At 62.9% G+C, this 23,892-nt stretch carries 27 protein-coding genes; 9 read left to right on the top strand and 18 right to left on the bottom strand.

Going from position 1 to position 23,892, the window contains the following annotated elements; all coding sequences use genetic code 11:
- Window positions 1–130: 130 nt before the first annotated feature.
- Window positions 131–982 carry a S49 family peptidase gene (locus GOEFS_RS01850; protein ID WP_007316167.1) on the bottom strand — a complete coding sequence of 284 codons (852 nt, stop codon included), beginning with the start codon at window positions 980–982 and terminating at the stop codon, window positions 131–133.
- A 76-nt stretch (window positions 983–1,058) separates the two neighbouring features.
- Here GOEFS_RS01850 and GOEFS_RS01845 point away from each other — a divergent pair, with 76 nt between their 5' ends.
- Window positions 1,059–1,808 carry a VOC family protein gene (locus GOEFS_RS01845; RefSeq protein ID WP_007316166.1) on the top strand — a complete coding sequence of 250 codons (750 nt, stop codon included), beginning with the start codon at window positions 1,059–1,061 and terminating at the stop codon, window positions 1,806–1,808.
- 1 nt (window position 1,809) lies between these two features.
- Here GOEFS_RS01845 and GOEFS_RS01840 read toward each other — a convergent pair whose 3' ends face one another.
- Both GOEFS_RS01840 and msrA read right to left on the bottom strand, forming a co-directional pair.
- Window positions 1,810–2,901 carry a winged helix DNA-binding domain-containing protein gene (locus GOEFS_RS01840; RefSeq protein WP_007316165.1) on the bottom strand — a complete coding sequence of 364 codons (1,092 nt, stop codon included), beginning with the start codon at window positions 2,899–2,901 and terminating at the stop codon, window positions 1,810–1,812.
- Window positions 2,902–2,918: 17 nt separating this feature from the next.
- Window positions 2,919–3,611 (bottom strand): peptide-methionine (S)-S-oxide reductase MsrA, encoded by a 693-nt coding sequence (gene msrA / locus GOEFS_RS01835; protein WP_007316164.1) that lies wholly within the window; start codon window positions 3,609–3,611, stop codon window positions 2,919–2,921.
- A gap of 126 nt (window positions 3,612–3,737) precedes the next feature.
- On the opposite strand from msrA, the gene GOEFS_RS23355 reads away from it, so the two are divergent.
- Window positions 3,738–3,881, top strand: a complete 144-nt coding sequence (locus tag GOEFS_RS23355) for a hypothetical protein (RefSeq protein ID WP_170323119.1) — start codon at window positions 3,738–3,740, stop codon at window positions 3,879–3,881.
- A 132-nt stretch (window positions 3,882–4,013) separates the two neighbouring features.
- Window positions 4,014–4,643: a superoxide dismutase gene (locus tag GOEFS_RS01830; protein ID WP_007316163.1), complete on the top strand. Its 630-nt coding sequence runs from the start codon at window positions 4,014–4,016 to the stop codon at window positions 4,641–4,643.
- Here GOEFS_RS01830 and GOEFS_RS01825 read toward each other — a convergent pair.
- From GOEFS_RS01825 to GOEFS_RS01815, 3 genes are read right to left on the bottom strand one after another with little or no spacing between them, the layout of a single operon-like run.
- Window positions 4,627–5,814 (bottom strand): MAB_1171c family putative transporter, encoded by a 1,188-nt coding sequence (locus tag GOEFS_RS01825; RefSeq protein WP_007316162.1) that lies wholly within the window; start codon window positions 5,812–5,814, stop codon window positions 4,627–4,629. The genes GOEFS_RS01830 and GOEFS_RS01825 overlap by 17 nt on opposite strands.
- Window positions 5,815–5,818: 4 nt before the next feature.
- Window positions 5,819–6,322 (bottom strand): hypothetical protein, encoded by a 504-nt coding sequence (locus tag GOEFS_RS01820; protein WP_040524277.1) that lies wholly within the window; start codon window positions 6,320–6,322, stop codon window positions 5,819–5,821.
- 2 nt (window positions 6,323–6,324) lie between these two features.
- Window positions 6,325–6,789, bottom strand: coding sequence for a helix-turn-helix transcriptional regulator (locus GOEFS_RS01815; RefSeq protein WP_007316160.1), 465 nt, complete (start codon window positions 6,787–6,789; stop codon window positions 6,325–6,327).
- Window positions 6,790–6,946: 157 nt separating this feature from the next.
- On the opposite strand from GOEFS_RS01815, the gene GOEFS_RS01810 reads away from it, so the two are divergent.
- On the top strand, window positions 6,947–8,038 hold the full coding sequence (locus GOEFS_RS01810) for a PrpF domain-containing protein (protein WP_007316159.1): 1,092 nt from the start codon (window positions 6,947–6,949) through the stop codon (window positions 8,036–8,038).
- Window positions 8,032–9,180 carry an AbrB family transcriptional regulator gene (locus GOEFS_RS01805; protein WP_007316158.1) on the top strand — a complete coding sequence of 383 codons (1,149 nt, stop codon included), beginning with the start codon at window positions 8,032–8,034 and terminating at the stop codon, window positions 9,178–9,180. The genes GOEFS_RS01810 and GOEFS_RS01805 overlap by 7 nt, the downstream gene beginning before the upstream one ends.
- Here GOEFS_RS01805 and GOEFS_RS01800 read toward each other — a convergent pair.
- On the bottom strand, window positions 9,097–9,852 hold the full coding sequence (locus GOEFS_RS01800; protein ID WP_007316157.1) for an energy-coupling factor transporter transmembrane component T family protein: 756 nt from the start codon (window positions 9,850–9,852) through the stop codon (window positions 9,097–9,099). The two genes, GOEFS_RS01805 and GOEFS_RS01800, sit on opposite strands and share 84 nt — an antisense overlap.
- Window positions 9,849–11,888 carry an ABC transporter ATP-binding protein gene (locus GOEFS_RS01795; RefSeq protein ID WP_007316156.1) on the bottom strand — a complete coding sequence of 680 codons (2,040 nt, stop codon included), beginning with the start codon at window positions 11,886–11,888 and terminating at the stop codon, window positions 9,849–9,851. Before GOEFS_RS01795 ends, GOEFS_RS01800 begins: the two co-directional genes overlap by 4 nt.
- Before the next feature lie 208 nt (window positions 11,889–12,096).
- Between GOEFS_RS01795 and GOEFS_RS01790 the strand changes: the two genes are divergently transcribed.
- Window positions 12,097–12,801 (top strand): TMEM165/GDT1 family protein, encoded by a 705-nt coding sequence (locus GOEFS_RS01790; RefSeq protein ID WP_007316155.1) that lies wholly within the window; start codon window positions 12,097–12,099, stop codon window positions 12,799–12,801.
- Here GOEFS_RS01790 and GOEFS_RS01785 read toward each other — a convergent pair.
- From GOEFS_RS01785 to GOEFS_RS01775, 3 genes are read right to left on the bottom strand one after another with little or no spacing between them, the layout of a single operon-like run.
- Window positions 12,798–13,889 (bottom strand): MAB_1171c family putative transporter, encoded by a 1,092-nt coding sequence (locus GOEFS_RS01785; protein ID WP_007316154.1) that lies wholly within the window; start codon window positions 13,887–13,889, stop codon window positions 12,798–12,800. The genes GOEFS_RS01790 and GOEFS_RS01785 overlap by 4 nt on opposite strands.
- A gap of 46 nt (window positions 13,890–13,935) precedes the next feature.
- The gene (locus GOEFS_RS01780; RefSeq protein ID WP_007316153.1) at window positions 13,936–14,445 is read right to left on the bottom strand and encodes a hypothetical protein; all 510 of its coding nucleotides are present in this window, start codon (window positions 14,443–14,445) and stop codon (window positions 13,936–13,938) included.
- Between the two features lie 15 nt (window positions 14,446–14,460).
- Complete coding sequence (locus GOEFS_RS01775) at window positions 14,461–14,958, bottom strand: helix-turn-helix transcriptional regulator (RefSeq protein WP_007316152.1); 498 nt, start codon at window positions 14,956–14,958, stop codon at window positions 14,461–14,463.
- A 397-nt stretch (window positions 14,959–15,355) separates the two neighbouring features.
- On the opposite strand from GOEFS_RS01775, the gene GOEFS_RS23350 reads away from it, so the two are divergent.
- On the top strand, window positions 15,356–16,207 hold the full coding sequence (locus tag GOEFS_RS23350) for a hypothetical protein (RefSeq protein ID WP_007316151.1): 852 nt from the start codon (window positions 15,356–15,358) through the stop codon (window positions 16,205–16,207).
- Here the strand turns inward: GOEFS_RS23350 and GOEFS_RS01765 are convergent.
- Window positions 16,157–17,872, bottom strand: a complete 1,716-nt coding sequence (locus GOEFS_RS01765; RefSeq protein ID WP_007316150.1) for a TM0106 family RecB-like putative nuclease — start codon at window positions 17,870–17,872, stop codon at window positions 16,157–16,159. The two genes, GOEFS_RS23350 and GOEFS_RS01765, sit on opposite strands and share 51 nt — an antisense overlap.
- Window positions 17,873–17,945: 73 nt before the next feature.
- On the opposite strand from GOEFS_RS01765, the gene GOEFS_RS01760 reads away from it, so the two are divergent.
- Window positions 17,946–18,707, top strand: coding sequence for a DUF6474 family protein (locus GOEFS_RS01760; RefSeq protein ID WP_007316149.1), 762 nt, complete (start codon window positions 17,946–17,948; stop codon window positions 18,705–18,707).
- Between the two features lie 2 nt (window positions 18,708–18,709).
- Here the strand turns inward: GOEFS_RS01760 and GOEFS_RS01755 are convergent, their stop codons facing one another.
- Entirely contained in the window at window positions 18,710–19,543 is an 834-nt protein-coding gene (locus GOEFS_RS01755) for a helix-turn-helix domain-containing protein (RefSeq protein ID WP_050949739.1), read from the bottom strand.
- 58 nt (window positions 19,544–19,601) lie between these two features.
- On the opposite strand from GOEFS_RS01755, the gene GOEFS_RS01750 reads away from it, so the two are divergent.
- A complete protein-coding gene (locus GOEFS_RS01750) occupies window positions 19,602–20,066 on the top strand; it encodes a DUF3224 domain-containing protein (RefSeq protein ID WP_007316147.1) in 465 nt (154 codons plus the stop codon).
- A 6-nt stretch (window positions 20,067–20,072) separates the two neighbouring features.
- Here the strand turns inward: GOEFS_RS01750 and GOEFS_RS01745 are convergent, their stop codons facing one another.
- The 5 genes from GOEFS_RS01745 to GOEFS_RS01725 all read right to left on the bottom strand — a co-directional run.
- Complete coding sequence (locus tag GOEFS_RS01745; protein WP_007316146.1) at window positions 20,073–20,543, bottom strand: hypothetical protein; 471 nt, start codon at window positions 20,541–20,543, stop codon at window positions 20,073–20,075.
- 28 nt (window positions 20,544–20,571) lie between these two features.
- The gene (locus tag GOEFS_RS01740; RefSeq protein ID WP_007316145.1) at window positions 20,572–22,125 is read right to left on the bottom strand and encodes a succinic semialdehyde dehydrogenase; all 1,554 of its coding nucleotides are present in this window, start codon (window positions 22,123–22,125) and stop codon (window positions 20,572–20,574) included.
- 47 nt (window positions 22,126–22,172) lie between these two features.
- Window positions 22,173–22,655 carry a ribonuclease E activity regulator RraA gene (rraA, locus tag GOEFS_RS01735; protein ID WP_007316144.1) on the bottom strand — a complete coding sequence of 161 codons (483 nt, stop codon included), beginning with the start codon at window positions 22,653–22,655 and terminating at the stop codon, window positions 22,173–22,175.
- A gap of 49 nt (window positions 22,656–22,704) precedes the next feature.
- Window positions 22,705–23,544, bottom strand: a complete 840-nt coding sequence (locus GOEFS_RS01730) for an alpha/beta fold hydrolase (RefSeq protein WP_007316143.1) — start codon at window positions 23,542–23,544, stop codon at window positions 22,705–22,707.
- A 73-nt stretch (window positions 23,545–23,617) separates the two neighbouring features.
- Window positions 23,618–23,892: amino acid--tRNA ligase-related protein (locus GOEFS_RS01725; protein ID WP_007316142.1), on the bottom strand; the 275-nt coding region annotated here is incomplete at its 5' end.

The raw sequence follows: 23,892 nt of genomic DNA, 5'->3' as shown, positions 1-23,892 counted from the left end.
TTTGTGATAACGATCACTGGTCTGGGCCCTTGTGGGCTGATGTTCTTCACCAGAGTGCAGATGAGCTGCCACCGCGCAAGTCGAATTTACTCAACAGGCACCTGTGGATAACTTGTGGAATAAGTCGGGATTAAAGCCCAAGGCGCGCCCAATCGGCGCGTTTCTCCACAGCATCGAGTACGCCACGGATAGCCGCCGCCGATGTCGCCATTCGTACCTGTCCGCCGGTCAGGCGAGCGAGCAGTGGTTTAGGCGAGGCGATGGCGGTGATCTCGGCGTCGGGATAGCGCTCGGCAATCACCGAACGCATTACCCCGAGACCGTCGACGAGCCCCAAGTCCACGGCTCGTTTCCCCACCCAGACATCACCGTTGAAGAGTTCGGCGTCAGTTCCCTTGAGTTTGCTACCGCGACGTTGCCGCACCCACGCGATGAACGCGGTATGCAACTGCTCCTGCAAATTCTTGAGCCATTCGACGTCCTCGTCACTCGCCGGCGAGAAGGCGTCCAGACGCGCCTTATTCTCGCCGCTGGTGTAAAGCCGGCGTTCGACACCGACTCGTTCGAGCGCCGTGGCGAGCCCGAATCCCGAGGACACCACGCCGATCGAGCCGACGATCGACGTACGCGCGGCGTAGATCTCGTCAGCGGCACACGCGATCCAATAGCCGCCCGACGCCGCCACATCTTCGCAGAACGCCAAGACCCGCACGCCCTTCTCCGCCGACAGCTGCCGGATGCGCTCGGCGATGTACTCCGATTGCGCGGGTGAGCCACCCGGAGAGTTGATCGTGACCACGACGGCTTTGAGGTGCTCGACATTGAAGGCCCGTTTGAGCACACTCTCCACCCCCTCACCGGTCAGCCCCGATCGCCCGCCGACGCCAGAACCGATATGCCCATCCAGCCGCACGACAGCGATACGATCGGCGCGCGATGCGGTCCACGCATGAATCGCCTTTTTTAAGGCTCCACCAGTCATCGGCTCAGTTTACTGAGCCAATGGTCTGGTTTTAGTGCACCGGACAACTCGGCAAGTCCGATTACACTTCAGATCGATGCAGATTCGCTGGCTCTCGGCTTTCTTCGACTTCCCCGCACCGCAATTCGGTGACGAGGTGACATTCTGGCGCGCCATAGCCGGGTCGACGGTGTCACCGCCACGCGGCGAGCGGAAGGAATTCGCCTCACTCGAACCGTTCACCGGCGATCCCCACCTGCGGGTACAGCGAATCGACGACGGCGACGGCGGGCTTCACCTGGACCTGCATCTGGTGGACCACCGCAGCGCTATAACCGAATGCGCTGCCGCGGGAGCGAGCGTTCTCGACCAGGATGACCCGATGTTCGCGGTGTTACGCTCGCCGGCCGGCCTTCCCTTCTGCCTCAACGAGTGGCAAGGCGAAACCGTCCGGTCGCGCCCAATTCGGTGGCCCGGTGCATCGATCTCCATCATCGACGAAGTATTGATTACCGTGCCGCGGAAGGACTTCGACGCCGAACTGGCATTCTGGTCGACAATCACCGGTTGGGCAATCGACAACTCCCCGCCGCAATCCGACGCTCCGGCGTCGGCGCGATTCGTCCGCCGGGACCCGCTACCGCTATCGGTGGTGCTTACTCCCGTCGCCGACGCGAGCGTGGGTGCCCAGGTGTCGCTGGCCGCGACATCAGTCCCCGATGAGGTTGCGCGACATGAAGATTGGGGTGCGACCGTGGTTGCCGACGCGACCACCAGCGTATTGATGGCCGACCCGGTCGGCCGTCCGTACCGGATCACCAACCGCAATCCACGCAGTGGGCGCTGATTCACGAATTCAGCAGTGCTTCAAGTAGTTTCACCTCAGAGTCGACCTCGCGCCGCGCAGCCGAACTGACCTCGGCCAAGTAGTCGACCCGCACCCGCTGTCCGTCTGACACGGTCCAGATACCCGCCAATCTCCCGTCGACCAGGACAAAACCCGGTGAGCGGCCATTGGGCGTGATGGTCTTGCGATAGAGCTCCGGGTCGGCGATACGGGCCCGATCCGCCTGTACCGCAATGACATTGTCGAATGGTGCGACCAGTCGCGCGGGTGCGGGAGTTTCGGCGTCGACGATCTCGAGGCCGTCGAGATCGTACAGTTTCTCCCCATTCGGCCCGACATAGGCGATCAGCTCCCAGTCCGCCAGCATCGCCTCCATATGCGGTTTGAGTCCGGTCATGGCCGCCCAGGTCTGCACGCCCTTGACCGTGGCTGGACCGAATCCGCGCAGGTATAGGCGGATCAGGTCACGGATCGCGTCGTCGCCGATGAGCGCCGGCTCGCCCGGGCCGACCCAATCGTCGAACAAGCTGTACCGCACCGCCTGACCGCCGCCCGATGCCCACAGCCCGCGTGGCGGTATCTGCACCAACTTGAGCGCACAGCGCGCCACTCCGGACAACGTCGACGCCGGCTCGTCGGGCCAACGACGCTGCAATCTCGTCCCCAGTTCGCGTACCGAAAGCTCTTGTCCGACAAGTTCTTCGCGTGCCTGCTCGGCGATATCCGCGGGGTCGGCCGACGCCAATCGCGGAACATGGGCCTGCGTGATCTCGGTATTGATCCGCGGCTGCGCGAGTTCTCGTATCCACCGGGCATCGGCGGCATCGGAGAGAAATACCGTGCTGCGCAACGACACCATTCGCACGACCTCGCGAGAAGTCAGCAGGTCGTCAAGTTCAGCCGGGTCGTAATCGGTGATGCGCGAGGCCAGGCCGTAATGCGCTGCTCGCGGATCCTGCGACTGCAGACCGACGCAGCGATCGATGACCTCGATCGCATCGTCGTCGATCCGGGTCAGTAAATGCTGCCGATGCAGCAGCGTGCGATTCCACTGGCGTAGTGAGATCTGTTCTGGCGCAAAGGTTTCTACCATGCGTTCGGAACTCGCGCCTAGCCCGGGTACTTCAATCCAGTAGCGGAGTGGCAGCGATATCCGTTGGGATTCTTGGCCAGATACTGCTGGTGATAGTCCTCGGCGTAGTAGAACTGGCCATCACCCGCTGCCGCCAACGGCTTGATTTCCGTCGCGATCGGATCGAGTCCGGCCTGGGCTACTACCGGCGCGAACCGGTCGGCCGACGCTTGCGCCACCTGGGCATCGGCGTCGGAGAACGTATAGATCGCCGAACGGTACTGGGTTCCGATGTCGTTGCCCTGCCGCATGTCCTGCGTGGGATCGTGGCTCTCCCAGAAGATCTTGAGAATGCCGTCGAGGTCGATGGCCTTCGGATCGAAGACGACGAGCACGGCTTCAGTGTGTCCGGTTTGTGCGGTGCACACCTCCTCATACGAGGCATTCGGTGTGTACCCACCCGCGTAGCCGACCGCGGTCGTATACACGCCGGGCACCTGCCAGTAGATCTCCTCGACGCCCCAGAAACATCCACCGGCGAGAATGACCGCCTGCCGGCCCTCGCGCCACGGATCGTCGGAGCCCGGCGCCTGCGGTTTCATCGGGTGACCGAGCACCAGGTTGGCGTCCGCGACAGCCACCGGGGTCGGGCGGCCGGGTAGCGCAGCCTGCTGTGCAACCAGGGTCTGCTTATGCGAATTTGCTGAGATGAGCTGGTCGAACCACGACATGTATTCATCGTACTGATCACCCGCCGGCCTGACCCGATTTGAGTCACCGAGAAGAACATGCCTATGATGACCGTCACACCGGCCATGTGAGGATTTTCACTCGTGTCGCGACTGGAGGAGAGCGAAATGACAACGACGGTCCACGTCCGTTCCGCCGCTGAGTCCGCGTCGAGCGCATTCGCTGGTGGTCGTATCCGCAGCTCGTGTATCGCAAGCGGATTGAGCATTCTTGCCATCGTGGGCGCGCTCATCGTCGTGGTCGTGCTCTAGCAACCTTCGCCCCACCCCTGTGCACCGACCTCGGTGTGGCCGGAATTTTGCGCATCTGACACGGTGTTATAGGACACAGCGCCCCGTTGCGTTTGCCAACCGAAGAAGTTTTGTCCTACCGAGAGGATCATCGTGGCTGAATACACCCTGCCAGAGCTGGACTACGACTACGGCGCCCTGGAGCCTCACATCTCCGGCCGCATCATGGAACTGCACCACAGCAAGCACCACGCGACCTACGTCAAGGGCGCCAACACCGCGTTGGAGAACCTTGCCGCAGCCCGCGAAGACGGCACCATCGCCGGCAAGGTCTACGGCCTGTCCGCCAACCTGTCCTTCCACCTCGGTGGCCACACCAACCACTCGATCTTCTGGAAGAACCTCACCCCGGATGGCGCCGACCGTCCCGACGGCGACCTCGCCGCCGCTATCGACGAAGACTTCGGCAGCTTCGACAAGTTCCAGGCGCATTTCACCGCGGCGGCCACCACCCTGCAGGGGTCGGGCTGGGCGATCCTCGGCTACGACACCATCGGCAAGCGCCTGGTGATCGAGCAGCTGACCGACCAGAGCGGCAACACCTCGGCCGCCCTCATTCCGGTCGTCATGCTCGACATGTGGGAGCACGCCTTCTACCTCGACTACCAGAACGTCAAGCCGGACTACGTCAAGGCCTGGTGGAACGTAGTCAACTGGGCCGACGCCGCCGCTCGCTTCGACCGCGCGCGCACGCAGGGCTCGGGACTCATCGTTCCTGCCTGATCTGCCCTGCCTGATCTGCTCCGACAACCGCCCTCCGCATTCGACGCGGAGGGCGGTTTTGTCTTTCCCTGCCTCGTCGATACTCCACCGCGACCTCGGTGAGCCACTGTTCCTCGGTCGCGCGGTCGGCGACGATCAGGCTGCTCCGGTCCGGATCCGCGGACGCGTCGATATCCGGCGAGTTGAGCGCGTGGCGAATCTGTTGCGCCACAAGGGCACTTCCGCGCGCACCGTCAGTCGCCTCGGCCGGAAACTTGTACGACAACGCCAATAGGGCGTCGCGGATGTCCACCATTCGTCGATAAAGGCGATACTCGGGATCGCTCGACTCGGCATCTGGTGTCGACACCGTCGACACGAACGGACGCAGATCAGTCCAGAGGGGCTCAAGTAGCCGGTGAAGGTAGTTGGCCCGCAACCGTTTTCGCACTCGGATGATTTCCGGGACCCACATCGGCATAGTGAGTCCGATCATCATTCCGACGGTTCCGACCCCAGTCATCAACGGGGTAGCCGCCGGCCACGGATCAACCAGCCGGCGCCCTATCGGATGACTCAGAATCACGAGAATCCGGTGCAGGGCGAAACAGAGGTAGCAGAGCGCCCCCGCCGCCGTCGTCACCATCGCCACGCGGAACACCGTCTGCTTCGCCAGATACGCGAATCGAATGCAGCACAAGACGATAGCGATCAATGCCGCGGCAACGACGAGGTGGTAGATAAGCATCAGACCGGCAACCGCACGATTGGTGTGAGCGTATTCGTCGGAGAATCCGCGCGCCGTCTCCGGCACCGAGATCATCGACCACAGAACAGCGCTCGCGGTAATCACCAGGGCGACGATCACCCAGCAGATCCGGACGAATAGCCGCGCCCGTTCCCCCGTGAGGCTCCAGTACGCGATCGCCGTCAGAATCAGCACACTCCACACGATCATCGACGCATTGATCAACAACCGCGCCAAATTGGGTGTCCCCGAATAGAAGTTCAGCGCGTGGTAGACGTGCGGCGCACCCATGAGTGATGCGATCCCACGTACGACGAACGCCGCCAGGATCGCCGAGATCGCCGGGTCCCATACTCGATCACGTTGCCATGCAAGGCAATACAGCGAACACAGCCAGCACACGACGGCGGGCAACAAAAATCCGAGCGCGACATCGGTCTGCACGGGATCAGCTGTCCAGCAGGCCGAACGAACGCATGACCTGAGTCAGCTTTTGGTCCAGTTCGACGACGATCGGACCCGATCGCGACGAATTCGAGATGAACATTCCCAACAGAGAAGCCATGACTTCCGCTTCCTGTTCGTCGGCATCGGTCGTCGCGCCGTGATCGGAAACGCGACCGAGTACGCGTACCCGGTCTCCCGGCACTATCTGGCCCCGATGACCGCAGATCTGGTGACTCAGCTCGTGGAGCGCGATGTGGTCGCGGTGAAACTGCGACGTCTCCGATTCGTAGACGATGTAGTCGATCGATTCGGTCCGCACTAATAGGCCGTGCATGGACCGATGCCGCAGCGGCATCGGCGACAGGACGACCTGCCGGCCGATGAGTTCGCCGACCCTCGTCCGGATCTCGTCGATACTTCGGCACCGCCAAAGGCCGGTGTCGATGAGCCGTTGACGGCAGCTTTGATACAGGTCACCGTCGGTGCGCTGGAGTCGCTGGCCCATGGTCAGCCGTCGGCGCTGGTGTCCCGACCGCCCGCGGGGCGGTTCAGCTGATCGTCGACCTCCGGCAGGCCCTGTAGTCGCCGGACGTGGTCCAGCACCGCGGCGACAGTCGAGAGACTGTCGCTGTCGAGTCCCACGGCTCGCATCGCGATCGAGCGGACTCCGAGTTCGTTGAGTTGGCCGACGTCGAGTGCGGGCGGACTATCGATATCCATCAGCTCGGTAACCGGGACGTTGAAATAGCGTGCGAGAGCGACCTGTAATTCCACTGAGGGCCGACTGCGCTTACCAGTGCGGAGCGCCGACAAGTAGGCGCCGCTGACCTTGAGGTGCGGACTATCGGCTTTGAGTTCGGCAGCGAGCTGTTCATTGGTCATGCCGCGACCCCCGGTGGCCTTCATTCGAATCAACGAATTCAACCGGTCGGCGAAAATCTGCGTAGTGCGCGGAGGATTTCCCTCATCCATGCATCCCAGTATGCCTCGACGTTCACGCGTTCAGCAAGCCGAAACTCTCAGGAAATAGGCCGTTAACCTGGGATCATTGTGCGACAAGTCACGTTGACCGCAGCCGTCGGAGTGAATAGCGTCACTAAGGAATTCAACTGTTGGTTGAAATCGCCGAATGCCCCCTAATCGGACGGACCCGTTGCTGATGCTTATCTCAATTCCAGCCATGATGATGCGCGGCGGAACCTCCCGTGGCATGTATTTCGTCAAGTCGGAACTGTCCGCGACCGGGGCCGACCTGGACAGACTTCTCCCAGCGCTGATGGGGTCGCCGGGACGCGACCAGGTCGACGGCCTCGGTGGCGGCTCATCAACCACCAGCAAGGTCGCGATCGTGAGCCGGTCCGATCACGCGGACGTCGACATCGATTACTTATTCGCCCAGGTCAATCCAGTATCGGGCAAAGTCGACTGGCGGCCGACCTGCGGCAATGTCCTCGCCGGTATCGCACCGTTCGCGATCGAGCGCGGCATGGTCACCGCTGGTCCGGAACAGACGAATGTGCGGGTCCGATTAGTCAATACCGGTGCACGAGCGGTGTGCACCGTGCCAACCCCCGACGGCAGCATCCGATACGACATCGATGAACCCGGAGCACTCCCGGCAACGCCGGTGCAGGTTTCCTTCCGAGACTTCGTCGGCGGCAGCACCGGCCGGCTCCTACCGACCGGCAGTCCCAGCGACTTCGTTGACGGTACCGAGTTCAGCGCCGTCGACGCCGGAGTGTGCGCGGTCATCATCCGGGCAGCCGACGTCGGGATTCGCGGCGACGAGACCCAGTCGGAAATCAATGCGAACTCCCTACTCCTACAACGTATTTCCAGCATCCGAGCAAAGGCTGCGGATCTGATGGGGATGGGCGATGTCAAAGATTCGGTACTTCCGAAGGTGATGCTCGTTTCCGACGGCGGTGGCGTCGCCGACATCACCTCCCGCTACTTTGTGCCCGATACCTGCCATCCGGCCCATGCGGTGTCAGGTGGAGTGTGCCTGGCAATCGCGGCGCGAACTCCCGGAACAATCGTCGCGTCCCAGATTCGCGACGCGGGGACCGCCTCACCCAAATTCACCGTCGCACATCCTTCCGGCACTATTGAACTGGGTGTTACCGGCGACGGCATCCAGACAAATGTGACGGTCGGCCGAACGACCCGAAAACTCTTCGATGGGCAAGTCTTCGCCACTCTGCATGGGGTGGCGTGTTGAGATCGACACCGGTTCGCCGCTCGGAACGCGTCCGCACAGCGCTGCAGTGGACGGTATGCCTCGCCGGAACCGTAATCGTGGGCGAGCTCCTGTCGACAATCGGCTCACCGGCCCCGTGGCTGATCGCCGGTCTGGTGGTGGCTGCCGCGACCGCGCTCACGTCGGGACAGGAGCTCACTGTTCATCGTCATCTCCTACGCCCGGCGCAAGGAGTTATCGGTGTGCTGGCGGCGGCTCCGCTCGCTTTGGTCTCCGGCCGGGAACTCACCCGAAACCTCGGCGTCTCCGTGGCGACATCCCTTGTAACACTGGCACTTTGCTTGCTAAGCGCATATGTCCTCTTCCGTTACGCTAAGCGGCTCGACCCGGCGACGTCGATCTTGTCCACGCTCGCCGGCGGAGCCAGCGGCATCGCCACGATGGCACCGGAGTTGGAGGTCGATCATCGCTATGTCGCCATGTCCCAGTACCTGCGCCTGGTGATCGTCACTCTTACCTTGCCCGCCCTGTTGATCATCGCCGGCGGACACGAGGGATCGGCCGCACTGACCGAAGGCGGTCTAACACCTGCCACCGCGGTGATTCTCGCCTGCGTGATCTTCGGATTCGGCTACGTGGGAAAGGCTCTCCATCTCCCCGCACCATTCCTGCTGACCCCGCTCATCGCGACACTAATGCTCGGAGTGTTCGCCTCGCCCGAGTGGATGCCCATTCCAACCGATCTGATCAGCGCCCTGTCCTATGTCGTAATCGGTTGGCAGGCAGGCGGTTCGTTCTCCCGCGCCAGCATCCGCGCCTTCGCACGACTGCTGCCCATCACCCTCGCCACCATCGCCCTGATGATTGCCGGTTGCCTCGCAATGGCTTACGCCGTGTCAGCGATAATGACGGTGCCGTTCAGCGACGCCTACCTGGCCACGACGCCGGGCGGGATCTATGCCGCGCTAGCGGTTGCCCAGAGTGCGGGCGCCGGCCCGCTCGTGACCACCGCGCAGGTGATCAGGCTTATCGTTATGCTGGTCACCGCCATCGTCGCCGCAAAGTATTTCGCGCGCCGGTCACAGGAACGACGCCGTAATAACTGCGGCACAAGCGATTACAACCACGGTCAGGGCCACCGCGTCGCGGCGGTGCGGGCCTGACTGATACGCCACGAGACTGCCCGTCCCCCCGCGCGCCGTGATCGCCTCCGCCATTTCCGCGCTGCGCCGCAATGCATTCGACATAGCGGCGGTGACCATGTCGAAGACCGCCGTTTGCGCGGACGGATGGGCAACCGTCTCACTGGCTTTCGAGGACGGGCGTAACCGATAGGCTGCCCGGAGGATGCGAAGTTCATCGATCAACATCGGCATTCCCCTCAGACACAAGGCAATTGCCACTGCCCACTCGTCGACTGGCAATCGCAACCAGCGCAGCGGACGCATCAACGATGCCAGTGCGGGTGCGATGTCGGCCATCGCCGTCGTCCAGATCACCAGTACCGACATCGCCACGACGACCAGCGCGAGAACCGACGCGCGCAAGAAGACCAGAGCACCGTCGAGGCCGTTGAACGATGCCGACGTCGCGGTACCCAATGCCAGCAGACCCCAGATCCACCACGGCGGCCGAGGTATGGCCCCCAACGGGATTCCCGCGACGATCGCGGTAACGATGACCACTCCGGCGACGAATCCCAATGCCGGCCACGACGGGAGTACCCACGTCATGATGCCGAGTATCGCTACGATGCCAAGTTTGGTCCCGGCCCACAGCCGGTGGATCATCGAATCGCCCGGCACCTGCCGGAGCGGAACAGTTCGCATCGTCATCGTGTTTCCGCCAATCCCACTCGCCCACCAACCAATTCGACGCGCTGGTTACACACCTCGTCGAGAGCTTCGAAGTCGTGCGAAATGACGATCAACGTCATTCCCGCAGAACGTAATCGAGATAGTAGGCCGATTACTTCGCGGCGTGCCGATGGATCTAGCCCGGCCAGCGGTTCGTCCAGAACCAGCACATCGGGACTCGACGCGATCAGCGCCGCCAGGACCACGCGCCGCAACTGCCCACCGCTCAGCGAATCGGTTGGGCGAGCCGCGAGAAGCCGAGGCAGTCCCACAAGCTCGAGGACCTCGCCGACTTCGCGAGTACCGACTTCCCGACCACCAACCGCCATAATCTCGTCGGCGACGTTGGCCTGCTGGATTTGCAGGCGGGCGTGCTGAAACGCCAGCGCAACCTTGCCCACCTGACGCGACGTCGGCTCCGAGCCGAGTTGGCAAGCGCCACTTGTAGGTTCGATCAAGCCGGCCAACAACCACGCCAGCGTCGTCTTACCCGAACCGTTTCCACCGACGACCAATACACCGTCGCCAGGTTCGACCCGCAACGAAACGTCGTGCAACGCGGCCACCTGCCACGGTGAACCGGGTAGATAGGTATAGGCGGCGCGATCGACCGTCAGCACACGGTCAGCTCTCCGACGCGCCGCACTACGTCGAGGAGCGGCCGGATCTGACGAACTATCCTGTGCCACTTCCCAATCCGGGTCATCGACCACGACTCGACCGTCGCGCAGGTGGATCACCCGGTCGGCCACGGCGGCCTCAACCGCACGATGGGTAATCAACACCACCGATATCCCGAACCGCTGTGGCAGCGAACGGAGCAATGCGACCAGCTCTTCGCGTCCGGCGGGGTCGACCATCGACGTCACCTCGTCGGCGACGATCAATGCGGGATGACGGGCCAGTGCGGCGGCGATGGCCAGCCGCTGCTGCTGACCGCCCGAGAGATCCGATGTCTCGCGGCCACCGAGCCCGGCGAGTCCGACCGCGGCCAGGATCGCCTCGACGTCGACTTCCGCGGCCCACTCCGGTCGCAGGCCCCACACGACATCGTCGGCAACGCGTGAGCCGAGCATCTGTGTTTCGGGCCGTTGCAACACCATCGCGGTACCGCCGGGGCGTCCGAGTGCTGCCTGCCCGGGCCGCCGGACCGATCCTTCGGTGGGTCGCCGGCCCGCGAGCAGCTTCGCCAACGTCGACTTGCCTGATCCGTTTGGCCCGACGATGGCGACGAACTCGCCGCGATCGATCGACATGTCGATGCCACTCAACGTCGTGCCACGGGCGCCGGGATACCGGAAGCTGACACCGGTGAACGTCAACGGGAGCGGCCCGATCGGCCCATTCGACACATCGTCGGCGCTGCGCCCATCCTCGTTGTCCAGAGTGTCCTCACTGGGTATATCTGCCACCCGGTCGATGACCGCCCCGAGGACCCACCACGCGACGTACAAGGCGACAACGGTGCCGAGCACGCCACTCACCCATAACCACAACCACCAGTACTCGACAGCGTTGCCCGCAAAACTTTCGACGACGCGCGATAAGCCATCGAGTTTGATGTTGCCCAACTGCTTGGCGAAACCCATCGCCGTGTTCTCGAAGGTGTCGAGCAACAGTGTCCGTAACGGCACCAGCACGAACAGGAGAGCGACCGGAACAGCCCCGAGGAACGGCGAGACGATTGCGGCGATAACCGTCAGCGTCCCGGCCCCGTTGCCCCGGCGTTTGATCTCGCCGACGATGCCGCCGATCACCGCCGAGCCGAGAATCGAGAGGGCCGCACCTGTGCCAGCGAGGGCAAACGCGGAGGCCACACCGGTGACCGTCGCCGCTAGCAGCGCGCGCGGGCGGGTCCGGGCTGCGATCAGTGCCATTGGCACCGGCGCCAGCAGACGGGCGGCACCGGCGAGCGGAATCACCGCGGCGACCACCACGACGGCTACCGCGAGACCGGTGAAGATCGCGATCGTCGCGTACTCGATAGGCCGCAGTGAGCCGTTATCGACGCTCACGTTGCCTCCTTGCAGGCCAACGACAGGCGCGGCGGTTATCGAGTCCATATCGGCTTTCACCGATTCAGTGTGCCAAAACCCGGTGAGAACGGGCTGTGGACACATCGAAGTTGGGCAACCCACAAACTAGTTTTTGCACCTCCTACCTGCGTAAATACGGCCAATCCATCTGTTGCGCACCGCAGCTGGCCGTGGTTAGGCTGGCCCGGTGATTACCGCACTGTTGGTCAGCTTCGGCGTGATCTTTGTAGCCGAGCTCGGCGACAAGTCGCAGCTGATGGCTATGACCTACGCACTACGCCACCCGTGGTGGGTGGTGCTGTCGGCGATCGCCGTCGCGACGACCGCCGTACACGCGGCGTCGGTATTCTTCGGGCATTTCCTCGGGCTGTCCATCCCGGCTGATCTGATGGCGATCGCCGCGGGCCTGGCCATGCTGCTATTCGGCCTGTGGACCCTTCGGGGCGATTCGCTCAGTGATGAAGAAGCCGGGCGCGCCGACCGAGTCGGCTCGTCGGTATTTCTCGCGGTGATGTCCTCGTTCTTCCTGGCCGAACTCGGCGACAAGACAATGCTGGCCACCATCACCCTGTCCGCCGATCACGATTGGCTCGGCGTGTGGATCGGTTCAACGGTCGGCATGGTGGCAGCGGACGCGCTAGCCATCGCGGTCGGCGTCCTGCTGGGTAAGCACTTGCCCGAACGCGCGATCACGCTGGGCGCGGCCGTGCTGTTCTTCGGTTTCGCCGCTTGGCTGATCGCCGACGGACTACTCGCCGGTCCCAGCACGCCGGTCGTCATCGCCACGCTCACCGCGGTAGTCGTCATCTCCGGTACCGGCGCGGTGTACCTACGGCATCTTCGACGTCGGGCCGTCGCGCGTCAGGACGAGGATGCGCATCTAACAGGCTAGAGAACCCTCGCCAACCTCAACAGCGGCTCGGCGTCGTCGTCGAGACTCGTTCCGTCCGGGGGCAACACGTCGCGAACCGCGCCTTTCGACGTTCCCGCCTCCCGATACTCATCGACGGCAGTACGCAATAATTTCGCCCGTTCGGCGTCGGAGGCGTCGTCGAATTCTTCCGACAACAGCGGCGACAACTGAGTGAGACCATCGCGGATCTCGACGATGCGCCGTTCGAACAGCACCGTCGGGGTGGACCGCAGTGCCGTCCCACCGTGGCCCGGCAACACGACGCTTGGGATCGCCCAGGTGACCAGTGTCCACAACGGTTCGAGTTCGCGATAGCGCCGACGACGTCGCACCCCCGCGAGGAGAGCGCGAGTCTTGGCGAAGGCCATCGGATAACAGATGCCGACCAGAAAGGCGACCAACCCGACAACCGACAGAATTGTCGCCACTCGAACCAATTGGAGTAGCGATACCTCGAACACCAGCGAACCGAGCACGTACGCGATCTGGGCCATCGACCCGACCGCCAACAAGATCAGCCCGACGATCAAGATGAGGAGCGATACCTTCAGATATCCGGCGGCCATCGTGAGGAACTGCCGGATACTCCGGACGCATTGCAACAGCCCATAGGCTAGGTATCCACTGGCGATGAGAAAGAACAGGGCGAAACCCGCGTTGCGCGTCGTCGACGCGGACAGTCCCTGAGTGCGTAGATCCAACGGAATCAGCAGCATGGTGATCTGAAGGCCGACTACCGCCACGACGAGCGGGATCGCCTCCACGCCGGCACGACGTTGGCGAACGGTTTCGGTCGAGCTGAAGAAGAACACCACGATAAGGCTCGCCACTCCGAGGGCGAGCAGTCCGTACAACGCCACTCGCGACGCACCGGTGAACAGTGCGTCATTCAGAAAAGCGGCGACGTCCTTATTCGAGACCACGAACGCCAGCGTGAGCGAACCGATCGCGGTGGTCATCGCCACCGCTTGCACGCCCCCGCCCTGCCGTCGGATCTGGTCCAGACGCCAGCACATCGCGCACGCGAATACCGCGAACGCGATGACATTGATGATCCCAGCAACCACTCGACTCAGACCTCGGCTCTTTTCGGCTACAGCTGCAAATTCGCGCCTACAGCCAGCCCCGATGTCCCCCGAGTACCCGCTGAATTCCGCGTAGGCCCTGATGCTCCGCCGTATGTCCGACGGCTTCGCGTGCTTCAGTCGCCCAAGTGATGATAAGCGATGCCAGCATCTCCGCCTCCCACTCCCTTTCATCGGAGTAGCAAGTGCGCGCGAGTGCGGCGTCAGCGTCGTCGGGGTCCGGTTCGGCCAATGCCGCCGCGGCGAGATCGCCGAGCATCTGGTGACCGGCGATCATGTGGCCGAATTCGTGGATGATGATCTGGTCGCGATGTACCGGAGTGGTGTTCTCCTGGTAGAAGAAGTAATCCGCATCCGATGCCGCGAGCCAGACGCCGTTCGGCATCCCCGCGGGCAACGGATGTGCGATCAGTTTGATCGGTCGCCCACGTCGTGCACCGTATCGATCACACAGCTGGGTGACATTGAGCGGCAGATCGAGATCAAGGCCACGCAGCGAATCACGAATGATCAGGCGCAGTGCGCGCTCACTTCGCATAGAGCGCTGTGAGAACTATTCGCCTGACTCAGAGAGTCCGGCCTTGGTGACCTCGGGTGGATCGGTCGGCAATCCCTGCTGCTTACGCAGAACCTTGATCAACTCACTGACAACGCTGACCGAATCGCTCGACAGGCCGGCGAGCCGGAATGCGGCGAGTTGGACATCGGTGTCGGCTTGCATACGCATCTTGTCGATCTCGTCCCGAGTGCGCTGCGCTGCCCGGTCTTCGAGGAAGTAGTGAACGTCGACGCCGAATGCGGCTGCGATGCCCTCAACGGTGCGGAACGATGGCGACTTGGCCTTACCCGACCGCAATTGAGATAGGTACGACTCACCAAGCCGGAAGCCACGCTCAGTCGACCGGGCTGCGATCGCCTTGGCGCTGTATGCCCGGCCGTTCGGCCCGGGGACTGTCCGGAAGAGTTCCTCGAGTCTGCGAGCAAACAAGCCCGGGTCGACATCAGCGATGACGTCGTCGGCTGTAAGTCCGGGTGAACTATCTAGTGTCACGATTTCCGCCTGTAATCCTGGTAGCGCCGTCGCGCCGCCATATATTTTTTACTCTGTTCCTCGACCCAACAGCTTGACAGTGTGTAGATAGACTTGCCCAGCTGCGAATTTACCTTGCGTTCATTAAACGTCGGATTGGACCCATCTTGCAAGGCCCAGCCCATCGGAGGATACCTAAATCGGGGGGTGAAATGGTTCCACCTGCAACAACAATAACGCCAGTGTGGCGCTACTCACATACCAATGGTTACCGCAGGTCAAGGATAGGAAAGTCTGGTCAATCGACCAAGTCGCTCATACCGCACGATACCGTAGACTAAACGATCAACATCGCACCCTACCAATGGGTGCCCCTGCTACGCCGGGTCGGAACTACCCACCTGAGGACCGAACGAAGATGCACCTGCCAGACTCGACTGCCGCCACACGGCCCGCAGTCCGCAAAATAGTCGCGCTCACCGGCGCGGCGGGATTGCTACTCGCTGTCGCGCTGCTCGGCTCGATCGGCACTGGCGCGGCTGATGCGTTCCCCGGCCTGGGCGGCGGCCATAGTCATAGCCAAGGCGGTTCCGACGGCGGCAGTTCGAATAACGGTGGCAGCTCGAACAGCGGTGGCAACGGAACCGGATTCGGACCTGCCAACTCGAACCCGAACAACAACGATCCCGACGATGACGATGATGACGACGACAACGGCAATAACGGTGGCAGCTCGGCTCCCCCGAAGTTGAACATCCCGAAGTACACGCCGCCGACCAGCGATTCCTCACCGACAACGCCGCGCTCGCGGTCCGGCGACGGCAGCTCATCGCAGTGGAACGGTGGCGGGCATCCGAAGCAGCCATGGGAGAAAGACCAGACACCGACTGCTCCTAAAGCCACCGGGCCGAAGGCGGCGCCCCATGCTCCGGTAGCACCGCCGGCAGCGGTAGCACCGCCAGCAGTCATAGCGCCACCTGCCGCTGCGGGCGGCGGTAACGGGAATGCGACCGCACCCAAACCAGTGACCAAACCGCGTGTCGCAACGCCGCACGCGGTCAAGTCCCCGGCGAAACACACACCAGGTCCGGCACCCGTCACCCCCAAGGTCGGCGCACCCGAACCGACGGTCGCGCCACCGGTCATGGCGGCCGCCGAACTCGGCGATTTCGCGGGTGGAGTCGCACCTGCGGCGCTGTTGATCCTCGGATCGGCGGCGCTACTCGGCAGTGGCCGGTTCCTCGACGCTATCTCCGCGGCGCGCACGTAGGTATTTGACCCGCAGTTCAGCGACGGTGGGGACGGTCGACTCGGCGACACCGTCCATCCACTCGCGCAGCACCTTGGTCGCCTGAACGTCGTCCTCGTTGTATTCGAGCAACCTTTGACGCTGACTGACGTCGATCAACTCGTCGATGCCGACGGCGTGTCGGTACCAGTCCATCGACGCCGCACCGCCGGCATCGTCGTCCCGCCATCGGAATCCGGCAATCGGCGCGACGCGTTTGAGCCCCTTGCCAGTCGGTGAAAGGAAGTTCCGTCCCACCGCGGCGAAGATGTCGACCCACTCGTCGGAGGCGATGAAGGCGTCGACTTTGGCCCGAGATGGGATACCCGGCAGGCCGGCGAACCGGTCGGCCGAACCACGCAGCCATCGGTTCTCGGCCTGTTCGGAATAGCAGTAAGCGGCGAAGGTCTTGCCTTGCGCGTGGGCCATATTGCGGATAGTCATCAGCCACTGCCAGAACTCCGCGAATGACCGTGCTTCATCGACCGTGGGCAAAGGTTGCCAGGTCACGAACGGGCGGTACGGCTGTACCTGCCCGATTGTGTTGTCGGTCAACAGTGTTCCCCACAGGTACGCACCGTCTTCGCCGAAGGATTCCATGTCGACGTCAACCTCGACGTCGGCTCGCCACACCACGACATCGTCGTGACGCCGCACCAATTGTGTTTCAGTGAGCCAACATTGAGCGAAAACGACCGCTTCCTCGAAGGATCCTTTGAAGTCATCCGGCGCGGCAGTTTCCTGGGCCAACTGATCGATCGTCTCGATCCCGTTGTCCGCCAATACTTTTGCCTGTGCACCGTTGACTACCAGGCTGACATCGCGACGAGCGACTAACTCGGGTTCGCAGCGTCCCCACCAGTGGCACCCGCGACATTCACCGATCCGACTTGGTCTCGTGGCGATCTGCTGGGCTGCGATTCGACGTCGGCGCTCGAGATTCTCGTCGTAGCCATCCAGGAGGGAGTCCAGGTCATAGACGACGATGCAGTCGACGTCGAGTCCGATCACCCCGCCCCGTGCCTGCCCGGCGATGCCGTCACGCTGCAACATCCGGTAAAGATGCGTCAACCGCATCTGATCGCGTTTGTTGTTACGCGACCCGCGCGTCTGGTCGACGGTTGGCAGCCACCCCCACAGCGGGCTGGTCACGATGCCGGGCCGTTGCGGATCCTCGACGTCGGACGTGACCGGGTAGCTAACGCGATGGTTGACCACGATAACCGGCACGTAGCCGACACCGTCGTGGACCAGCAGTTCGCTATGCCCACGACGCCCGGCGGTCGGGTCGGTACGCAGTGCGGCGTCGGCAATCCACCGGGCCGCCGAGCTGGTGGCCCGATAGGTCGCGTCGATCCGCTCGGATCGCGGCGCCGCGGTATCAACCATGACAAACGTGTCCGCTGGCTGATCACTGTGGATCGCGCGCAACAGCTCCCGAACTTTCCCGCGATGTTCGGTCGCCGCACGGATGCGCTGGGCGACATCGGGTGTGGATTGTTCTTGTGTTGGCAGTGCATCGTCGAACTTCGCGGCGAAGTCGAGGGCCACTCGGTGCTCACAGCCAGTGAGATCTCGTGCGCCGAGCACTGGTGAACCCACGCGTCCGCCTTCCGTCACCGCCGCACGGGAGACACCTGCGGCCATCCCCTCCACCCTATGTAATGCTTGTAACAACAACTCGCGGGTCTCGTCCCGCGCAGCGACGGAAGGTTTTGGCATGGGGTTGATCGTTTCCGACGGCAAGAGTCGCGCACAGCGTCGGGCCGAAGCGAAGGCACTCAAGACAAAAGCCAAGTTGGAAGCGAAGCTGGACGCGAAGGCACGCCGCAAAGCGGAGAAGATCGACCGCCGCGCACAGCGCAAGGCAGAGCGCAAAGCCAAACGTCAAGCCGAACGCGATGCTCAGCGTCAGGCGGACCGCGACGCACAGCGCGCCGAGACCAAGATCAAGCACAGCGAAGACAAAGCCTCGGTCAAAGTCGCGAAAGCCTCCGAGCGCGCTGCGAAAGCCAGCGCCAAGGCTGATCTCGCGAAGAGTAAGGCAGAGGCCGAGTCGCGCAAGCTCAGCACCACCAACGTCAAACGCTATCTCGCCGTCGCGCGGATGGTCGCGCCAATCGCGGCTCCGGTGATCTACCGCGCTGCCGTCGGTGCCCGCGAGCAACTGGCGGTAGCCAAGGCCAACCGGGCCGGTGTCTCCCCCGACGTGCTGCGTAAGTTCGCCGGCCACGGTGCAACCCTGTCCGCCCGCATCGCAACCACCCGCGCATCGGTCGAGAAGGTCGCGACGCAAGATCAGTCTGCCGAGGGAACCGCCTTCACCAATGCGATGAACGCTCGCCTCGCCAATCTCGCCACCGCGGTCGACGCCGCCGAAATGATGCCGCCGGCACAACGACGCAACGCACATCAGGCGATCGATCGCGAATTGTCCGCCATCGAAGGTGACATCCTCGCGCGACTGGGTGTACGAACTTAGGCTCACGGTCGATCCGAACCGCCTCGCATATAGGACGCCGGCGGTGCACCAACCAACGCGGTGAACGCTCGGATCAGGTGAGACTGATCTGAGTAACCGAGTTCGACCGCGGTGGTCGCCCAATCGACGGCGTCGGTGCCCGTGGATTGATTCGCGACCCGGGCGACGTCGAGCAGTCGGAACCGTTGAATAACCCACTTGGGGCCGATCCCGACATACTCGCCGAATAGACGTTGTAGCGTCCGCAAACTGACGCCCGCGTGCGTTGCCAATTGTTCGGCGCGAGTAACGGTCGTGTCCTCTTCGGCGAGCGATACCAACTCGGCGAGTTCTGCTATTGCCGGATCACGTTCCGGTGCAATCGCTTCGAGGAACTCTTCGACGACCCGTACGTGGTCGGCGTCGCTTGGCCCGACGTCGAGCAGGGTGCGTGCGAGCGGCCGGTCGTTAAAGTCGACGAGCTCGTTCAACGGTCGTACCGAGCGGGTGATCTCACTGACCGGCCGTCGGAGAATCGCGTGGAATGCTCCTGGGCGGAAGGCAATTCCGACAACGTGCCCGTCGCCGCGCAACGTTCGCGAGAATTCGGTGTTGCCCACGCCGTGCACCATAATTCGACCGTCTTCGGCCGCGAGATGGATGATCGGCTGCGGGATGACCCGTTGGGTAAATTCGTCGGCGACATGCCACCTGACGATCCAGACATAGTCGACCCAGTAGTCGAAACGCATTGTGGCATAACGCTTCACCGAAATCGGTGCCGAATCCGATGGATGCAGGATGGCCTTGCCGCCCCGCCCACGCGGGTGGTTGTCTTGCGGCGACTGCGAGTTCACCTGACCATTGTCGCGTTTGTTCAATACCGTTTCCACCCGCATCGACAGACTTAAGGCTATGAGTAATCCACAGACCACCGCATCCGCCCAAACCCATTTCGTTAGCGGCTCGTTCAGCGTGACCGGCTGGGACGAGACAAAGATCTACGCCGTCGACGACGAGACCGTCACGATCAGCGGCGCCGAATATCCCGCGCGAGGTTTCAATCGAGCCGACGTCACCTATGCCTACACGGGCGACATCGCCGGCACCGGTCAACTGACCTACCTACTCGGGTACGTCAAAGGCAGCGATTCGCCGACCGTCGGATTCCAGGCATTCACCGGGTCGATCGACGGCCACGAGGGTAGTTTGGTGTTGCAACACAACGGTTTTCACAACGAGGACGGCGTTCACGAGCGACTGGACATCGTTGCCGGCCTTGGTACCGGCGGATTGTCGACGATGACCGGATACGCAGAGGTCGACATCGTCGGGCACCACGAATCCTACGAGATCACCCTGCGGTACTCGATGAGTTGATCCGACTTAAAGCGCGACGATGACACCGCTGTACGCGGTGCAGACCTTGCCTTTGCCGGGGATTCCGGTGCGGCACAAGCGGAATTGCTTACCGTTGTAGCCCGCCGACCGGGTCCACTGACCAACGGCCGGCAGACCATTCGGCGGCGCGACGGCCAATCGATGCCATGGCGTCGCCCGCTGCACCGGGGCTTTTTGCCCGGCGCGCTTGATGATTCGTACCTTGACGCTGCGTTCTTCCAAGATCACGGTCCGCACGCCGGCATCGCGGGTCAACAGATAGCCACCTGAGTTCGGGGAGATCTGAATCGCGTGAGCCGTGCCGTACCAATCGGCGAGGACCACCTGCGGCGCCGCCTCCCGTTTCAGCGACTGGGGTGCGGCCGCCGCGCCGCCGGCGCCGAGTGGCACCAGCACCGCGACCATTGCGAGCAGCAGCGACGCCAGCAACGTCGGGCGGATAATCCTGAGCGTCATGACACCGTTCCTCGCGCGTATGGGGGACCTACCGACCCGGCAGATATTTCAACGATTCCATCAGCTTAGGGGTTGCCTTGAGGAACACACTCTTCGGTACACCTCGGATGCCATCGAGTCCGATGAACCGCTGCTCAGCGATGGTCTGCGGCTCGGTGTATTTGTAGAGGCCCTCCTCGCCGTGCCGACGTCCAACGCCGGAGATACCCATCCCGCCCATCGGTGCTGCGGTCGACCCCCACGCCGCGGCGTAACCCTCGTTGATATTCACCGTTCCGGCGCGCAAACGCTCGGCGATCTGCTGCGCCTCACGACTCGACCCGGCGAAAACGCTGGCGTTCAGACCGTATTCGGTGTCGTTGGCCCGCTCGATCGCTTCGTCGACGTTGGCGACCGGATAGATCGATACAACCGGCCCGAAGGTCTCGTTGGCGTAGCAGTCCATCTCATCGGTCACGCCGGTGAGCACCGTCGGCTCGTAGAAGAACGGTCCGAGGTCGGCGCGATGCTTACCGCCCGCGCGCACGGTTGCACCCTTGGCGACGGCATCGGAGACGTGTTTGTCCACGGTTTCGGACTGGCTGGCCGAGGCCAGCGACCCCATGTCGGCGCTGAAATCGTACGTGGCGGCCAGGTTCATATTCGAGACATACGCGGCGAATTTCTCGGTGAACTCGTCGGCGACCGCCTCGTCGACATAGATGCGCTCGATCGAGATGCACAGTTGCCCGGAGTTGGAGTAACAGGCGCGAGCCACTCCCGAGACGATCCGGTCGATATTGGCATTTGCGGTAACGATCAGCGGATTCTTGCCGCCCAGCTCGGCGGAGAAGCCAACCAGGCGACGTCCGGCCTGCTCGGCCAAGGTCGCGCCGGTGGCCGACGATCCGGTGAACATCACATAGTCGGTGAGCGCGACAATCGCTTGTCCCACAACACTTCCCGGCCCGGGGACGACCGCGAATAGCTCCTTCGGCAATCCGGCTTCATAGAGCAGTTCGGCACATGCCAGCGCGCAGTACGGCGTCTGACTATCCGGCTTGACGACCACAGCGTTACCGGCGGCCAATGCGGCCACCGCGTCCGAAACAGCAAGCGTCAGAGGATAATTCCACGGGGAGATAACTCCGATGACGCCTTTTGGCTGGTACCTCACGCGCACGTCGGTCGCCCCGGGCAAGATGCCCTTGACCTTCTTGTCGGCGAGCAGTCCCGGCGCGACATTGGCGTAGTGCCGAGCTGACAGCGCGACGTCGAGCACTTCCTCCTGCGCATAAATACGCGCCTTGCCGGTCTCAGCCTGCGCGATGTCCATCAGGGCGTCGGTGTTCTTGTTGACCAGAGCCGCGAAATCGAATAACACCCGGGCACGATCCGCGGGTGTGCGTGCCGCCCAGTCCTTTTGAGCTTCGCGAGCCCGGCCGACAGCGACCTCAAGATCGGCTGCGGTGCCCACCGGGATAGTCGCCATGTCGACACCGCTGAACGCTTCGACGATGGTGCGGGTTGGTCGTTGCGCTGCGTCGTCGATAGCGACAAGCCGCCCCAGACGGGCGAAGTAGTCAGCTGTTGGCTGCGGCATGATGAGGGCCTTTCACGAAAACTGGGGTCGAAGGTGGGGTGGGCGGACTACTGCGCGACGAGCACGATGCCGTCGTCGTCGGAGTAGAGGAGGTCGCCCGGCTGGAAGGTTTCGCCGCCGATGGTCAGCGGGACGTCTCGCTCGCCAGCACCGGTCTTGGTGGATTTACGCGGGTTGGTGCCGAGTGCTTTGACGCCAATAGCCATCTGTCCGATCGCCGCGGCGTCGCGGATCGCGCCGTTGGCCACGATGCCCACCCAGCCATTGGACCGGCCGAGTTCGGCGATGATGTCGCCGACGAGCGCGGTATGCACCGACGCGTCACCATCGATGACGAGGACCCCGCCCGGATTCGGCTCGGACAGAATCGACTTGAGTAATGCGTTGTCTTGGAAGCATTTGACGGTGGTGACCCGCCCGACGAACTCACGCGTACCGCCATACTGCTGAAACTGCGTATCACAACTGCGAACGTCGGCGCCGATGTCATCGACGAGGTCTGCGGTGGGAACGAATGCCAGCTCAGTCATGCCTGTGATCCTACCGATGGGTAGCTTGCCCGCTCTAGTGCCCGGACCACTAACCCGATCCGATGGTTTCGGTGATGATTTGCGCGAGTTCGGCCGGTCGCTCGTCGGGAATCCAGTGTGACGCCCCGGAAAGTGTCTCGAAGCGGTACGGTCCATCGACGTACTGCTCGGTCAAGTGTGCGCCCGTGGACCCAAGGGCGGTGTCGCCATCACTCCAGACGTAGGTGGTGGGGACCTTGACGCGTTTGATTCCCCGGCGATTGGCGAACGGAAGCCCGCGGTACCAGTTGAGCGGCCCGGTCAGTCCGACGGTGTCGATGATGTCGGTATGGACCTGAGCGACCATTTCGGCGGTCATACCCGTTTTGGTCAACATCGCGTCAAAGAAGGCCGGGCGCAATCGAATCGACAATTCGGGGATCTTCGGTGGCTGGAACGCCAGCATGTACCAGGACCGCCGGGCCTGGTCACTGGTGAGGACCGCGCGGATAAACGCGGCACTATGCGGCACCGATACCGCGGTGAGCGTCCGCACTTGATCGGGATGCAGCCCCGCGATCGACCAGGCGACATTCGCACCCCAGTCATGTCCGACGATATGCACCGGCCCACCGATCTGGTCGATCAGTTCGCGAATGTCGGCGACGAGTTCGGAATTGCGGTAGGCCCAGCGGCGCTTGGGCGCGGCGCCGGAGGCATACCCGCGCTGGTTGGGCGCGATCGTGCGGATGCCGTTCCCGTTAAGTATCTCGGCGACCTTCGACCACGACGTCGCGGTTTGCGGGAATCCGTGCAGAAGCACGGCTACCGGGCCGTCAAGCGGTCCGGAGTCTACGACGGGAAAACGGAGTTCACCTCGACGGAACTCATTGATACGGCCATCAGCCATGACGCCTACCTCGATCCATATGACTTCTGGGTAACTTAACGGCGTGAAGTTACCCAGTCAATAGGTCGCGCACTTAAACCGGTTTCACCAACGGGAACGCCAACGATTCGCGGATGGACTGGCCGGTGATCAGCATCGCGATACGGTCGACACCCAAACCCAGACCGCCGGTCGGCGGCATCGCGTACTCCAGGGCCTGGAGAAAATCCTCATCGAGTTCCATCGCCTCGGGATCGCCGCCCGCGGCCAACAACGACTGAGCGGTCAGCCGTCGACGTTGCTCGACCGGATCGGTCAGCTCGGTATACGCGGTCCCCAACTCGACACCCCACGCGACGAGGTCCCAAC

The organism is Gordonia effusa NBRC 100432 (assembly GCF_000241305.1).
Classification (GTDB): Bacteria; Actinomycetota; Actinomycetes; order Mycobacteriales; family Mycobacteriaceae; genus Gordonia; species Gordonia effusa.
Note: the sequence above shows the minus strand (reverse complement) of the source record. Positions and strands in the feature narration are given on the sequence as shown.

What these genes read in the sequence shown, in the direction of transcription:
- msrA (WP_007316164.1), bottom strand. Translation starts at nt 3,611, where the DNA reads ATGTCGTGGTTCGACCAGCTCATCTCAGCAAATTCGCATAAGCAGACC.
- rraA (WP_007316144.1), bottom strand. Translation starts at nt 22,655, where the DNA reads ATGACTGAGCTGGCATTCGTTCCCACCGCAGACCTCGTCGATGACATC.
- GOEFS_RS01800 (WP_007316157.1), bottom strand. Translation starts at nt 9,852, where the DNA reads ATGACGATGCGAACTGTTCCGCTCCGGCAGGTGCCGGGCGATTCGATG.
- GOEFS_RS01815 (WP_007316160.1), bottom strand. Translation starts at nt 6,789, where the DNA reads ATGGATGAGGGAAATCCTCCGCGCACTACGCAGATTTTCGCCGACCGG.
- GOEFS_RS01730 (WP_007316143.1), bottom strand. Translation starts at nt 23,544, where the DNA reads ATGGCTGATGGCCGTATCAATGAGTTCCGTCGAGGTGAACTCCGTTTT.
- GOEFS_RS01850 (WP_007316167.1), bottom strand. Translation starts at nt 982, where the DNA reads ATGACTGGTGGAGCCTTAAAAAAGGCGATTCATGCGTGGACCGCATCG.
- GOEFS_RS23355 (WP_170323119.1), top strand. Translation starts at nt 3,738, where the DNA reads ATGACAACGACGGTCCACGTCCGTTCCGCCGCTGAGTCCGCGTCGAGC.
- GOEFS_RS01765 (WP_007316150.1), bottom strand. Translation starts at nt 17,872, where the DNA reads ATGGCCGCAGGTGTCTCCCGTGCGGCGGTGACGGAAGGCGGACGCGTG.
- GOEFS_RS01750 (WP_007316147.1), top strand. Translation starts at nt 19,602, where the DNA reads ATGAGTAATCCACAGACCACCGCATCCGCCCAAACCCATTTCGTTAGC.
- GOEFS_RS01840 (WP_007316165.1), bottom strand. Translation starts at nt 2,901, where the DNA reads ATGGTAGAAACCTTTGCGCCAGAACAGATCTCACTACGCCAGTGGAAT.
- GOEFS_RS23350 (WP_007316151.1), top strand. Translation starts at nt 15,356, where the DNA reads ATGCACCTGCCAGACTCGACTGCCGCCACACGGCCCGCAGTCCGCAAA.
- GOEFS_RS01810 (WP_007316159.1), top strand. Translation starts at nt 6,947, where the DNA reads ATGCCCCCTAATCGGACGGACCCGTTGCTGATGCTTATCTCAATTCCA.
- GOEFS_RS01845 (WP_007316166.1), top strand. Translation starts at nt 1,059, where the DNA reads ATGCAGATTCGCTGGCTCTCGGCTTTCTTCGACTTCCCCGCACCGCAA.
- GOEFS_RS01820 (WP_040524277.1), bottom strand. Translation starts at nt 6,322, where the DNA reads ATGGGCCAGCGACTCCAGCGCACCGACGGTGACCTGTATCAAAGCTGC.
- GOEFS_RS01780 (WP_007316153.1), bottom strand. Translation starts at nt 14,445, where the DNA reads ATGCGAAGTGAGCGCGCACTGCGCCTGATCATTCGTGATTCGCTGCGT.
- GOEFS_RS01745 (WP_007316146.1), bottom strand. Translation starts at nt 20,543, where the DNA reads ATGACGCTCAGGATTATCCGCCCGACGTTGCTGGCGTCGCTGCTGCTC.
- GOEFS_RS01740 (WP_007316145.1), bottom strand. Translation starts at nt 22,125, where the DNA reads ATGCCGCAGCCAACAGCTGACTACTTCGCCCGTCTGGGGCGGCTTGTC.
- GOEFS_RS01760 (WP_007316149.1), top strand. Translation starts at nt 17,946, where the DNA reads ATGGGGTTGATCGTTTCCGACGGCAAGAGTCGCGCACAGCGTCGGGCC.